Below are 13559 nucleotides of genomic sequence, written 5' to 3' on the forward strand. Positions count from 1 at the left end.
TCCAAGGTCTCGTCAAGGCTCCAGGTCACGGCCTGCCTCATATCGTGGTTTGGTCACCTTCGATCTCTCCAGCCCTATCAGTTGCCGCTCCCCTTGGATCATCTCCTGGAGCTCTGGGTTGATGAGCTTGAAGCCGTGTTCTGCTGCCAGCTTAGCGCACAGTTCCTTGTACTCGTCTGACCCCTTCACTGTGAACTTGCCCCACTTCTGCGCCGATAGCTGCAGCGCGGCTAGCGTCGCAGCCCGATTGCGCCAGTCGTGCACGTCGATTCGCCTGCCCTTGTCCACGAAAGCCACCCGACAATTGGCGACGCCCTCTCTGCAGGTGTAATGCACCTGTAGGCCGACAACTTGGGCTGTGAACGCGCGGATATCGCGCGGCGTGGGCGATCCGTCGCTTTCGCCTTCGATGCAATGCGGCAAGCTTGCTCGGTACCGCCATTGCTCAGCGAACTCTGGCTCGCCCTGCAGCCGATACCAAGCCTCCAAGTCTGGATAGGGTCGGAACCGCCAGTTGTGCGCATCGCGCTCCCGCCGGTGCAACTCTTTCATGAAGGCCTTCTCGGCGGCCTGCTCGGCGGCAATCACGCTTCGCAGGACATTCAGGGCAGCGCCCCTGCCACGCCAACTGCCTGCGAAGAGCCCTGTGCGGCGCGCCCGTTGCTGGGCCGACAGTTCGTGTCGCTCACGCTGCTGCCGCTGGTCCTGGGCCTGCTTTTCTGCCGCCTTGTTCGCATAGTGCTCTTTCCGCCCAGTGATGTATTCCCGCCAGCGCGGCGCATCGGGCTTGATCGCCTTTGGCTCCCGGACAGCTAACCGGGCCTGGTACTGCGGCGGCCGGTACAAACCAAGCCGCTCTTGCAGTTTGGCTAGGCTGGCGCCCCTGTCTACGCTGCTGGCCTTTATGGCAACCTCGCCAACGAAAACTATCGCGCCGCTGCCCTTCTTCACGTAACGCATCCCATGCTCGGCCAGCTCGCTGTGAAGCTGCTCCCACGACTGCGCCCGCTCGATAGCCGGGGCGCCTTCTTCGATACAGATTCGCTCCGCTGACTTCTCGCCTGTCCGATTCTCCATGTCGCGCTTGCGCTGACCAGGTTGGCGCGCCTTTGGCGTGTCCGTAACGAGGTGCTCCCGAATGAGTTCGCCGCCGTCCCGCACGCGGTAGCGGCCGCGCTGCTCGCGTTGCCAGCCTTGAACGTGCTCAATCCGCGCTAGGGCCTTGTGCACAGCCTCGATGTCGAACCCACCATTGATCTTGACTACTTCCAACGTGTCCGGATGCACACGATTGATGGCGATGTGCAAGTGAATATTGTCCGTGTCGGCGTGCTGGCCATAGATGGCCTGATGATCCCCCACCCCAAGCTCAGCCATGAAGATGCTAACCGCCTCCTCGATTTGAGCCAGGCTTGGCTGCTCGCCCTCCCGCCAACTCAAGATGTAGTGATTAACCGGGTTCTTGCTGCGCACCGCCTCCGACGCAAGTGCGACCATTTCTTCGCGCTGCGCGGCATGGCTACCTGTGATGAACCCTCGGCCGTTGGCATAAATCACTTTCTCCTCTGGATTCACCATTTCCGGCGCTCGAATGTAATCAACCAAGTCGCGAATGCTCGCGGCCTTGCTCTTGTCCTTCGAGTTCAGGATCTTCTTACCGACCATGGCTCAACTGCTCCATGTAGGTTTTGATCGCAACTAGTGCACCAGCCGTGTCGCTGCTGTAGGCTCCGCCACTTTGGTTGTGCACGTGCTTCAGCAGGCCACCGATGCGCCGCAGTTCCTTGAGCATCAAGGTATCCGCGCTTGCGACGATCGGCCTGCCAAAGTAGCGGCGCCGAACCAACTCGGACATGCTCAACCCGGCAAGGTCCGCATCCTCTTTCAGCTTGGCCTTTTCCACCGACGTGAGCCGCATATTCAGAACCGCGTCGAGCGGCTCCACCCCCAGTGTTTCAAACGGCAACTTGATCTCCTTCATACCCTAGTAGGCGTGCCGCAGTTTGCGCAAACACAATCCGAAATGTTGCGCCGACCGGGGGGTAAAGGGGAGCTCCCCCATTGCAGAATGAGCCGGGGCTGTGAGAAGCGAAGCGCCGAATGGCCCCGGCGTCCGTTGTAACATACATGCCCCGCATGTGTGTTACAACGGCCATCCTGTTATGTTCTTGAGGCGCCTATGGCGCGTGGCGTAAAACAACGAATTTGAATGTCAAACAATTCATTGCTTTGAATTGCTTAACCCTGCAGCTTCCCCCACTTACCGCGCACTCGCGGCCTTGCCTTACGAAGGGTAAGAACAGTCCAGACCCAGACCGACAACTGCAATCCATCTCCGCGCCATTTGTCGCTGGCCTAGCGCCCAGCCTGCTCCATGCGGATTTTGATGGCCTCGCTCGCGCCGGACAGATCGAGCGGAAAGCGCTCGGCCTCATAGCACTCGATCAGCGTGGCCAGCGCCTCCAGTTGGTCCCCCTCGCGGGTGCCGTGAGCAGGATCTGCGTCGACAAGGCGAGCCGCGACCTTCAACGCCTTTTCGTAGTCCGCTTCGTCGCAAATTGGGCGGGTTTCCATCGTGGCTACTCCTTGTCTGATCGGGCCACCTGCGCCAATTGCAGGGGCACAACCGCGGCTGGTCTCACTGCTCGGCCAAGCTGAGCTCCTATTTGGACTGCCAGCTTAGTCCAGAACCGGGCGGGGCTGCGCCTGCGTGTTCGAGCCGCACGGCCAAGTCAGGACTGATGCCGGCATGGCCGTGGAGCACGCGAGAAGGCGCCGTACGCGAAATCCCGAGTCGCCTGGCCCGCTTCGGTAATCTCGATGCCCAGTGGTACTAGCACGTCTTCGCGCAACAACTGGCCTGGGTGACGTGGTTGCTTCATCATTGGGATTCTGTCATTCACACTCTGGCCACTACGGTGCACCTTTTTGTCAATTGTGAGTTCACTGATTTTCTCGACTGCGAGCTGATCAGTATCGCGCTTGTCGCCGACGATGGGCGCGAGTTCTACGGTGAACGCTCGGACTTCAGTCAAGCGAGCTGCAGCGCCTTCGTGCGTGAGGCTGTGCTACCGCAGCTCGGTCAATATCCGGGGTGCGTTTTCACGCTAGAGGCATTGCGCACGGCTCTGTTGGCCTGGCTCGCGCACTTCGCGGACGAGCCAGAGCGCGTGCTGTGCTTCGACTACGGCGAGGATTGGGAACTGCTCGTCGACTTGGCTGGAGAGGTGCCTCTTGGCTGGCAGGCCTGTCACATTGGAGCCGCAGCGATTGACGTCGGCCGACTCGAAGCCTACTTCATGGAGCACGGCGGGCGGCACCATCGCTACACGACGCGCGGGCACTCAAGCTTGCCTTCCGAGTGTGAATCTGAGTCATAAAAACACAGAAACCCGCTCACGCGGGCTTCTGGCGGCCACCAAGGATACTGGGGCGACCTCGTTGGCTAAGCCTGCAACCATTATGCCATTGCCATGGTCAGCGCTTCTTCTGCCGCTTCTCATCGCCGGTGTCCTCGACCGGTTCCGTCGGGTCGTCGTAGCAGACGACCGACCCGCGCAGCGCCTCCTGGTAGGCCAGCCCATCAAGCTGCTTGTCCCTCCACAGCCCAAACAAGTCCGGCGCCGGGCACAGCGGCGGAAATTCGGCACCGGCGGGCAGCGTGATGCGGAGCCAAGCGCCCAGGACGTCCTGGACACAGCGCTGACACAGGTCGAGGCTGACGGTGTTTCCGTCGCCAAAGACCGATTCGAAGCCGCCAAGGTGGTCAATCGACAGTCGCTCCTGCCACTCGCCAGGTTCGTCAGGGCTCATGCGACGGCCGCAGGGGTCGCACGCGCACGCGGTTCGTACTCTCACTGCACTATATTGGTATACACGCACAGCTTGCCTCGGCAGCTTAGGCGGCAAGGATCCCCGAAAAGGCCGACAAAGGGTCGCCAAGCTAGAGCACCTTCGCCTGCCTCAAGAGGATATTTCGTCCCCCGGATGGGCAAGGCACGTAGTATCGTTCCAGTAGGGCAAAACAATCATAGCTGCGATGGGGCGACTTGCTGACGCTATTCGAAACTTGAAGTATGGGTCGTCGACTGGATGCCCTTACCCGTTTTTCCAGTGGGGGCGCGAACTCGATGAAACTCACAATCCAAGCATGGTGGCTGGTGCAATGCCCGTAGCCAGGGTGAGCGCCCCAGTTTTGTGACGCAATCACCACAAAACCATTGAATGCGTGCGGGATTGATCGACTGTATGCGCTCCATCACTTCGATTATATGGGGCACGTTTACGGATGCGGAGATCACGAGCGCACATTGGTGCGGACGCCACAGCCCAACTGGCCGTGCCCTCCAGTTTGATCGCCCGAATTGTGACCGTTTACCTCGCAAGGCTTGCCGGTACACGCTCGTGGTCGATCTCGATCGCGCTTAGGCGGTCGGCCGCGGCTTGGCGCACGCCCACGCGCGGGGTTCCTCCGTCTTGATCTGGAGCGAGCCGATTCCAGCCATGAGCGGATTTTCAACCATTCCGATTCTTTACACCTCTCTCCCTCTCGGGTACGTTCCCTATGTTCAAAAGGACAGTGGTGTAAGAAAATGTTACTTTTAGTATATGGGACTCTGCAAAAGGGGCTGGCGACGCCTTGGGCGCCATTGCTGCGCCTCTGAGCCTTCGCTTGTGCCTGCAGGCGCGCCTTCGGCCTACTGCTTGGTCAAATGAACTCGCAAAACAAAGAAAATCAGGAAGAAGATTTCGACATCGTCGAACCGGCGGCCTCGAATCTCGTAGAGGCGCTCCGTGACATCGGCTACTCGCTCGAGTCCGCAGCTGCTGACATCATCGACAACTCCATCTCGGCTTCAGCCCGCCGCATCGACATCCGGTTTGGGTGGAGCGATGACCAACAGCCGTGGATCGCCATCATCGATGATGGCAAGGGCATGAGTGAAACTGAACTGGTCGAAGCCATGCGCCCTGGTGGAAAGGATCCGCTCGGCAAACGAAAGGCCGACGACCTTGGGCGATTCGGGCTGGGCCTGAAGACCGCTTCTTTCTCCCAATGCCGCGAGCTGACCGTCATTAGCCGCCAAGGTGGTTCTCTTGCTTGTCGGCAGTGGAATCTGGATTTGGTCAGAAAGTGCAACCGCTGGATATTGCGCCGTCCGGTGGCATCGGAAATAGCGGAATTTCCGATCGATGTCGCGGAGCTTGGCTCATCGGGTACGATTGTCCTCTGGCGTCAGCTCGACCGTCTCGATTTGGGTGCGGACCCGAAGCACCACCACCAGGTGATGAACGAGCGCATCGTGACCATCTGCGACCACGTGGCCCTGGTTTTCCACCGGTTCATTACCGGCGAGCCGGGCAAGCCAAAGATTGCCTTCCGTGTTAATGGCTCGACCATTGACGGCTACGATCCGTTCAATGCCCGGCACCCGGCGACCATGCATCTCGGGGAAGAGGTGCTGGAAATCGAAGGCAAGACCGTGACGTTGTGCCCGTATATTCTGCCACACCACAGCAAGGTCAGCGCATCCGAATACACGGCCTTGGGCGGCAAGGAGGGCTACCTGCGTGGCCAAGGCTTCTACATCTACCGCAACCGCCGTCTCATCATCCATGGTACGTGGTTCCGCATGGCACGGCAGGACGAAATCACGAAACTGGCGCGTGTCCAGGTCGACATTCCGAACACGCTGGACCACCTTTGGACGATTGACGTTCGCAAGTCGCGAGCCCAGCCACCCGAAGCGGTCCGTCGGCGCCTGCGCGGCATTCTGGACCGCATCCGCGACAGCGCGAAGCGACCCTACACGCACCGGGGCACGGCAGCGCTCAATTCACCCAAGCAGCCCGTCTGGCTCCGGAAGCACCACAACGAGCGCATCTCCTATGTGCCGAACCTCGAGCACCCACTGGTCAACGAGTTCCGCTCGGACCTGCCGCCGGCGATGCGACCTCGCTTTGACGGAATCATGGCAGTCATCGGCGCTTCCCTGCCCTTCGCGACCCTGTTCAACGACATAGCCTCCCACCCCAATGAGACTGATACGTCAAGGGAGACAACGGAAGCGCTAGAGGCCCTCGCGGCGATGCTGTACGGGGATAGTGGAACAGATCCGGCAGAAATAGAAAGGGTCATGAAGATTACTGAGCCTTTCTGCTCGACGCCCGAATTCGTGTCCCAGTACATTGAACGTCTTCAATCCAAGGAGAACTGAGCGTGAGTCCGCAGGAGTTCGAGAACCAAGTCAGAAGCAATCTGAACCATCGTACGTCGGTAACACCGGACCTGATTCGCAGCGTGGTCCGACTCACCCTGCAGATTCAGGGAAACGACGCTCCCCAATTCGAGAGCGAAGACCTGTTCGTCGAGCAAATATCGCGTTCCATCGAAGAAAAGCTTGACTTGTCGATGCCGGATGCTGCCGTGGTGCAATTGCCGTTCAACGAATGGCTTCCGGAGCGTCGCGCCGACACTGACCTGTTCTACTGGAACCGCTATCGTGATTGGCTTCTGCAGTCCGGATTCGCCAAAGAGGTCGTCGGCACAATCGGCCGCGATACCGATAAGATCGTAGGCCTGCTCGAAAATCCGGAAAAAAGTGGTCCTTGGAAGAGGCGCGGCCTTGTTGTAGGCCACGTACAGTCAGGCAAGACTGCCAACTACAATGGCGTCGTCTGCAAGAGTGCGGACTACGGCTACAAGGTCATCATTCTCCTTGCTGGCGTGCACAACAACCTGCGAAGTCAGACTCAGCAGCGGGTGGAGGAAGCCTTCATCGGCGTCGATACTGACAAGAAAGACCGAAACCTGCCGCTCAAGGACATCAAGACGGGCGTCGGCCGCATTTCCGACGTCACCCGATTGCCGTTCAGTCTGACGTCACGCGAACACGACTTCCGCAAGGATTCTGCAAAGGCGGCCACGTTTTCACTCAATGCGATCAGCGAGCCTGTCGTATTTGTCATCAAGAAGCAGGCCACCGTGCTGCAGAATCTTCACGAGTGGTTTCTTAGCCTGAATGACATCAAGGGCGGGAAGATTCAGGGCATTCCGATGCTGCTCATCGACGACGAGGCCGACAACGCGTCGGTAAACGTGGCCAAGGGCGAGGGCGACCCGACAAAGATAAACGGGTTAATTCGGAAGCTGCTCGCGCTGTTCGAACAGAATAGTTATGTGGGCTATACGGCGACGCCGTTCGCCAACATCTTCATCGACCCTGATTCCAGTCATGCGATGCTGGAAGATGACCTCTTCCCCAAGGATTTCATCGTCAACCTGGATGCGCCGGACAACTATGTCAGTGCTGCGCGCATCTTTGGCGACAACGGCGACCTTGCACATCTGGTCGAGTCGGTTTCCGATCATGTCGCATGCTTTCCGGAAAAACACAAGATTGACCACAAGGTGGAGACGCTTCCGCCCAGTTTGCTTGAAGCGGCTCGCCGTTTCGTGCTGGGCCGAGCAGTACGCATTCTGCGCGGGCGAGGACAGGACCATTCGTCGATGCTGGTGAACGTCTCGAGGTTCAATTCGGTACAGCGACAAGTCACCGCGCTGCTCACCAACTATCTCGAAGAAGTGCTGAATGCGGTCAAGCTCCATGCGGCTTTGCCCGACAAGGTGGCACTGCGCGACCCCACGATGCAGTCATTGAAGGAAACATGGGACCGGTTTCCGCCGTCCGATGGCGAGACTTGGGAACAAGCCAAGCCAGTCCTCGCAAACAGCGCGGGCGCTGTGGTGGTCAGGACGATCAACAACTCATCTCCCGACCGTCTCGATTACCGGAATTACCGCGAGAATGGCCTGCACGTGATTGCAGTTGGTGGCCTCAGCCTCTCCCGTGGCTTCACCCTTGAAGGATTAACCACGAGCTACTTCATCCGCAACTCCATCATGTACGACACGCTGCTGCAGATGGGGCGCTGGTTCGGCTACCGGGACGGCTACCTCGACCTATGCAGCATCTACATGACCGACGAAGCGGTCGGCTGGTATTCGCACATCTCGATGGCCATCGACGAGCTCAGGGCCGAGTTCAGATTTATGGAGCAGCAGGGACGCAAGCCGGAGGAATTCGGTTTGAAAGTCAGAACCCACCCAGATTCTCTCATCGTCACGGCACGCAACAAGATGCGAACTGGCCGTAAAGTCGTCCATTCCGTCTCGCTGGCGGGAAGGCTGGTCGAAACGGTTTTCCTAAAATCGGCGCCGTCCGTGATTGAGAGCAACTTCAAGAAACTGGGTGCATTTATCGAAGCGCTGGAGACCGCGAAGGCGGCGCAGCACAACGATAACGTCGAATCTGACCTTGGGTACATGTGGTCCCATATCAACGCGAATGACGTTTGCCAGTTCCTGCAGTCTTTCGAAAACCATGACGATGCCGGTGCCATCACCCAGTCCCGTCCCATTATCGAGTTCATCAAGGCCGACCCGGAGAATCTCGGCGAGTGGGACGTCTGCCTGTACACCCTGAAAAAGGGAGAAAAGCAGCAAGTGGGTCCCTTGCACATCGTGCCGCAGGCACGCGCATGTGTGTTTACGGGCGGCTGCTACCAAGTTGGTGGCGCCAAGATGAGAGTCGCCTCCCGTGGCGCAGAGCGAGCCGGCCTGACGAAGGAACAGATTGACGCGGTCGCTGACGAGGCCGAGAACGCAAATGTATCGGACGCCGCTTATCGGAGCCGTCGGACAAGGCCGCTACTGATGCTGCACGTTCTCGATCTGTTCCGTCAAGGCGATGAAAACCAGGCTTCCTTGGCTAGGCCGGTCTGCGCATGGGGTATCAGCTTCCCGGGAACCAAGGAGAATGGGCGCGGAGCGGAAGTGGAATACATGGTGAACACCGTCTGGTGGCAAGAGCAATATCAGCAACAGATTGAAGACGAGGATGATGAGGTCACCGATGCCGTCGGCAACTAACCCATGGGCCGGTATCGAAGCAACCGCCAATGTCGGGGAACTCCGCGCACGCCGCGCCGATGCGACGCATCCGCACGACTTCTTCTGGGCGCTTGACGCTAAGGGACGCAAGCTCTTTCTGTACCGCGGAGCAGAACAGGATTCCGATTGCCCGATGCCGAATCTGAAGGGCGTTGCGGTGGAGCATTCGTTCGACCGGCTGATTTTGCGGCTGATTGACGGCAGCACCGAAGATATCTTTGTTGCACTCTGTCACAGTTTGCTGGAGCGTACGAGACGCATTGCGTCGGCCACGTTGGTACCGGATGCCGTACGGTCCCACCTCGAAATCTGGCAGCGCTTCTTTGGCAAGTCGAATGCCGGAGTTCTTAGCGACCAGGAACTGCGCGGACTTTTCGGGGAACTCACCTTTCTGCAGTCCGAGCTCATTCGAAGGTTCGGGCAGTCGGCAGTACTTTTCTGGAACGGGCCGTCCGGAGCTCCTCAGGACTTCACTGTCGGTACCGCGGCGTTCGAAGTGAAGACGAGGCTTGTAGGTGGCGCGGCTGCCGTCACAATTTCGTCGGCAACGCAGCTGTGGCCGTTGGGGGGCACCTTGCATCTCGTGTGCTACGGGATCGGCGAGGCATCCGAGCAGGGACATGCGGCACGATCGCCGGCAGCCCTCGTCGACGACATACGGGATTGTCTGACCAATGCCGAAGCACGTGATGCATTTGAGGACCGCCTGCTTCAGGCTGGTTACCTGGACCGCCCCGAATACGCAATCCGATTCTTTGCAATTTCTTCCGCGACATTTTTCGAAGTGAGGGAAGGGTTTCCTCGCATAGTCGCCGAGCATATTCCGGTTGGTGTGCGAAGCGTGCAATATGTCCTCGAGCTGCAAGCCTGTCTGCCGTTCGAGAGCGAACCTGATTGGACAACCATGGGAGCAAGCAGTGGATCTTGACGCGTTTCGCGAAGAACTGGCCCAGGATGTTCTCGTCCGCGCCGATACGTCCGATAACTTCACCGACGACGCGTTTGCCGAGGTCGTGGCCGAGTATCTTGGGGAGGCCGGTTCCATCGAGGACTTCGTGCCGTGCAAGTACATCCATCGCGGCATGCGCGTTGACGGGTACTCGCTAAACTGGGAAGACGGTCTGCTGGAGCTCTATGTCGTTGACTGCAGACCTGGCAACGAAGTCGAGCGCATGTCGAAAGCGGAAATGACTCAAGGCTTTAAACGCGCCGAGACGTTCTTCGAAAAGGCTTGCACGACGTCATTCGTCGAACAGATGGAGGTTGCGCACCCGGCGTACGGCCTTGCCAGGACAATACTTGAGCAGGGTGACCAGATTCAGCGCGTGAGGTTCTATCTCCTGACGAATGCGCAGTTGACTGGAAGTGTGAAGGAGCTTCCTTCCCGCCAAGAGAGCGGCCGGGACTGGTCGTATCGCATTTGGGACCTCGAGCGACTCGCACGCACAATTGGCACCGGAAAGCCGGAAGAAATCGTCGTCGATTTCGAAGAGCTTTTCGGACAGCCGCTGGTGTGCCTTCCCGCCGACGACGGCAGCGGTGAAGTGCAGTGCTTCCTCGCTGTGATTCCCGGAGATTGGCTGGCACGCATCTACGACCACTACGGAAGCCGACTGCTCGAACAGAACGTACGAACGTTTCTGCAAGCGCGCGGCAGGGTCAACAAGGGCATCCGAAAAACCATACTCGACGAGCCGACACGCTTTTTCCCCTACAACAACGGCATCTCTGCTACTGCGGAAGAAGTGGCCGAGCAGCGCCATGGCGGCGTCACCTATCTGCAAAAGGTCACGAACCTTCAGATCGTCAACGGTGGGCAGACCACCGCCTCAATCTTCAACGCATTCAAGAAGGACAAGGGCGCGCCAATAGACCAGGTCAGCGTGCAGATGAAACTGTCCGTTGTACCGCCCGAAATCGCCTCGGAGCTTGTGCCCAAGATTCCCCGGTTCGCCAACAGCCAGAACCGGATAAGCGACTCGGACTTTTTCTCCAACCACCCTTTCCATATCGTTATCGAGAACTTGTCCCGTCGCCTTTCAGCCCCGGCCAAGGACGGCTCCCAGATACTGACCCACTGGTTCTACGAGCGCACCAAAGGCCAATACATCAATGCCGCCTCATACCTGACGGAGGCAAAGAAGCGCGAATTCCAGACCAGGAATCCCAAGACCCAGGTCATCGACAAAACCGACCTTGCAAAGTACGTGCAGACATTCCGCTGTTTGCCGCACGACGTCAGCCTGGGCGGGCAAAAGAACTTCGCCAAGTTCGCCGAGTACATTGGCGCGGCTTGGGAGCATAGCCAGCATGACTTCAACGAACTCTGGTTCAAGCGCGCTGTGGCGGAAGCCATCATATTCAGGCGAGCCGAGTCACTGGTGCGGCGGGCTCCATGGTATGCGCAAGGCTATCGTGCCCAGACAGTCACGTATGGAATCGCAATGCTCGTTCGGAGGGTACAGGAAATGGAGCTGGAGCTGGATCTGCAGCGCATCTGGCGCGAGCAGGGGCTCAGCGGAGCATTCGAGGAGCAGCTTCTGGAGTCCTGCCGGCTGGCGCAGCAAGAGATCATTGACGGAGCGGCGAGAAACAACGTCATCAACGTTACGGAATGGTGCAAGCGCAAAGCGTGCTGGGATGCGACGCAGAAGGTGCCGTTATCTCTTTCCGACGCGTTCGTGCAGCTGCTCAAGGAACGTGGCGATGCGCTCGCAGACACGAAGGATGCCAGGAAGGAACAGAAGGGCCTCAGCGAGGCTGAAGCCTACATCAGCGTGGTGAACGCGGGTTCAGGTTACTGGAAGAGCGTCCGCCACTGGGCCGGGGCAAGCGTCGATCTCAAACCGTCGGATCTGACGATTCTGGATATCGCCTGTGCCATGCCAAGAAAGATACCGACGGAAAAGCAGGCGCTAAGGCTTGTCGAGATCCGTGGCATATTTGACGGTGCCAACGGATAACAAGGCTGCGTAAGCCGAGCCAATCAGCGAGATTGGCTCGGCTTACTTTTACGCCGCCGACTTTACGCGTTGTTCGCTAATTGCCGCTGCGATCGTGTCAGCAATTTTCTTTGCCAATAGCGGCGGGACGGCGTTCCCCACCTGATGATACTGCTGGGTGCGACTCCCCTTGAAGAAGTAGTCATCGGGGAAGGTCTGCAGCCGTGCTGCCTCCCGTACCGTCAGACTGCGGCACTGCTTCGGGTCGTAGTGGATGAAGTAGTGCCCGTCCTTCGCAATGTGGCTGGTCACGGTCGTTGCCGGGTCGTTTGCGATTTGCACGCGGAAGCGGTCCGAAAACTTGCCGGTCTCCCAGTTCTCATGGTTCGGCTTCAATCCCGGCAAGCTGAACTGCTCATGGCCCTTCGGTGAGTGCCCATACGTCTCCGCAAACGCTGCAGCATAGACGTACCGACGAAGGTCCTCTTGCATGTGGCCTCGAGCCTCGTGATTCAGCCAGACCTTGAGCTGCTTGCTCGCACCGTACCATTTCCGAAGCTCTGGAACTGAGCATGATGCGGAGGTGTACTTGTCCGTCCTCAGTCCACCAGTCGAAAGGTTGGCAATCAATGAACGCGCGTGCTGGCCAAACTCCTCTGACAGCGGACGCAGCTCTACCTCCTTGGCGGACTCTTTCGCCAAGTGCTTGAGATGGGCGGCAAGCAGAGCCAACCAAGTCTCGTCATCGTCCTTGCCCTTGCTGATTCGGCTGCGAAGTTTCGGCAGCTTCCCGATCGCTTCGGAGACGGTCGATCGTTCTGACTTCGGTACTTGGGCAAGGGGGCGGGGCCACACGTCAAGGTCGTCCCGGACGCCAACAAGGATGACGCGATGCCGGGCCTGTGGAATGCCATGGTCCTCGGCACGGACAATGAAATCGCGAGCGTCAATCTCGTCCGGATCCATTTGCCGGTTGTAATGCGTATCGGTTGACAGCGAGTGGATGCGGTAGCCACTGCGCGCCAAGTCGCTCAGAATGCTGTGGAAGATCTTCTGACCGTTCACGGACGACGAAAGGATGCCCTTCACGTTTTCCATCACGAATACCGATGGCCGGTAGCGCCGGATGATGCGCAGGTATTCACGGTAGAGAAAATGGCGGTGATCGTCCTCCGGCCGGTAATCCTTTTTGCCTCGATTGCGCGAGCGCCCAACCAGCGAGTAGGCCTGACAGGGCGGGCCACCAATCAGCACCCAGTCGACGTCAGGTCCGATGCCGCTCTGCCGGATGGTGTCGTCCAGAATCTTGTTGTCTTTCGACTCGCCGAGCGTAAGCTGCAGCGCTTCCTTGCCTGCCTCGTCCCATGCATCGAGACTGGCGGTGTCATATGGCACTTCGGCGTCACCGTTGCAGAAGCTGTAATATGGCGCAAGCGCACTTTCGCCTCCTCGCTTCAGGATCCGATAGAAAGCACGCAGCCGCAGCGTCGCGTGGGCGGATTGCTCCATTTCAGCGGATACGGCAATGCGAAACGGTTGCCCCTCAGCGGATGAAAATCCCTCCCCTAGGCCTCCAGGACCTGCAAACAGGTCGACGATGGGAATGTGGCTATTGAGGCGCATACCTTCTGAATTAGTTTCTTTACCAGCCAGGATACCAGGAT

General features: G+C 58.7%; 10 protein-coding genes. 5 read left to right on the forward strand and 5 right to left on the reverse strand.

Annotation, left to right across the window (positions count from 1 at the left end; all coding sequences use genetic code 11):
- Positions 1 to 12 precede the first annotated feature (12 nt).
- From traI to KHO18_RS15185, 3 genes are all read right to left on the reverse strand, one after another.
- Complete coding sequence (traI, locus tag KHO18_RS15175; protein ID WP_211943457.1) at positions 13 to 1665, reverse strand: TraI/MobA(P) family conjugative relaxase; 1653 nt, start codon at positions 1663 to 1665, stop codon at positions 13 to 15.
- Positions 1655 to 1981, reverse strand: a complete 327-nt coding sequence (locus KHO18_RS15180; RefSeq protein WP_244844817.1) for a plasmid mobilization protein — start codon at positions 1979 to 1981, stop codon at positions 1655 to 1657. Before KHO18_RS15180 ends, traI begins: the two co-directional genes overlap by 11 nt.
- A 374-nt stretch (positions 1982 to 2355) precedes the next feature.
- Positions 2356 to 2574 carry a hypothetical protein gene (locus KHO18_RS15185; RefSeq protein ID WP_211943458.1) on the reverse strand — a complete coding sequence of 73 codons (219 nt, stop codon included), beginning with the start codon at positions 2572 to 2574 and terminating at the stop codon, positions 2356 to 2358.
- Positions 2575 to 2864: 290 nt separating this feature from the next.
- Between KHO18_RS15185 and KHO18_RS15190 the strand changes: the two genes are divergently transcribed.
- Complete coding sequence (locus tag KHO18_RS15190; protein WP_244844821.1) at positions 2865 to 3380, forward strand: hypothetical protein; 516 nt, start codon at positions 2865 to 2867, stop codon at positions 3378 to 3380.
- Between the two features lie 97 nt (positions 3381 to 3477).
- Here the strand turns inward: KHO18_RS15190 and KHO18_RS28450 are convergent, their stop codons facing one another.
- Positions 3478 to 3813: a hypothetical protein gene (locus KHO18_RS28450; protein ID WP_244844818.1), complete on the reverse strand. Its 336-nt coding sequence runs from the start codon at positions 3811 to 3813 to the stop codon at positions 3478 to 3480.
- An 899-nt stretch (positions 3814 to 4712) separates the two neighbouring features.
- Here KHO18_RS28450 and KHO18_RS15200 point away from each other — a divergent pair.
- Genes KHO18_RS15200 through KHO18_RS15215 form a run of 4 tightly spaced genes read left to right on the forward strand, consistent with a single transcriptional unit; the run spans position 4713 to position 11916 of the window.
- Entirely contained in the window at positions 4713 to 6218 is a 1506-nt protein-coding gene (locus KHO18_RS15200; RefSeq protein ID WP_211943459.1) for an ATP-binding protein, read from the forward strand.
- Positions 6219 to 6220: 2 nt separating this feature from the next.
- Positions 6221 to 8932, forward strand: a complete 2712-nt coding sequence (locus KHO18_RS15205; protein ID WP_211943460.1) for a Z1 domain-containing protein — start codon at positions 6221 to 6223, stop codon at positions 8930 to 8932.
- Positions 8916 to 9881, forward strand: coding sequence for a PD-(D/E)XK motif protein (locus tag KHO18_RS15210; RefSeq protein WP_211943461.1), 966 nt, complete (start codon positions 8916 to 8918; stop codon positions 9879 to 9881). The genes KHO18_RS15205 and KHO18_RS15210 overlap by 17 nt, the downstream gene beginning before the upstream one ends.
- Complete coding sequence (locus tag KHO18_RS15215; protein WP_211943462.1) at positions 9871 to 11916, forward strand: AIPR family protein; 2046 nt, start codon at positions 9871 to 9873, stop codon at positions 11914 to 11916. The genes KHO18_RS15210 and KHO18_RS15215 overlap by 11 nt, the downstream gene beginning before the upstream one ends.
- 48 nt (positions 11917 to 11964) lie before the next feature.
- Here KHO18_RS15215 and KHO18_RS15220 read toward each other — a convergent pair whose 3' ends face one another.
- The gene (locus KHO18_RS15220; protein ID WP_211943463.1) at positions 11965 to 13518 is read right to left on the reverse strand and encodes a DNA cytosine methyltransferase; all 1554 of its coding nucleotides are present in this window, start codon (positions 13516 to 13518) and stop codon (positions 11965 to 11967) included.
- Positions 13519 to 13559: the final 41 nt, after the last annotated feature.

The sequence above is a fragment of the Cupriavidus campinensis genome, assembly GCF_905397395.1.
Taxonomy (GTDB): domain Bacteria; phylum Pseudomonadota; class Gammaproteobacteria; order Burkholderiales; family Burkholderiaceae; genus Cupriavidus; species Cupriavidus campinensis.

Excerpts from the sequence above, each read along its gene's own strand:
- KHO18_RS28450 (WP_244844818.1), bottom strand. The coding sequence starts at position 3,813 with ATGAGCCCTGACGAACCTGGCGAGTGGCAGGAGCGACTGTCGATTGAC.
- KHO18_RS15200 (WP_211943459.1), top strand. The coding sequence starts at position 4,713 with ATGAACTCGCAAAACAAAGAAAATCAGGAAGAAGATTTCGACATCGTC.
- KHO18_RS15185 (WP_211943458.1), bottom strand. The coding sequence starts at position 2,574 with ATGGAAACCCGCCCAATTTGCGACGAAGCGGACTACGAAAAGGCGTTG.
- KHO18_RS15180 (WP_244844817.1), bottom strand. The coding sequence starts at position 1,981 with ATGAAGGAGATCAAGTTGCCGTTTGAAACACTGGGGGTGGAGCCGCTC.
- KHO18_RS15220 (WP_211943463.1), bottom strand. The coding sequence starts at position 13,518 with ATGCGCCTCAATAGCCACATTCCCATCGTCGACCTGTTTGCAGGTCCT.
- traI (WP_211943457.1), bottom strand. The coding sequence starts at position 1,665 with ATGGTCGGTAAGAAGATCCTGAACTCGAAGGACAAGAGCAAGGCCGCG.
- KHO18_RS15210 (WP_211943461.1), top strand. The coding sequence starts at position 8,916 with ATGCCGTCGGCAACTAACCCATGGGCCGGTATCGAAGCAACCGCCAAT.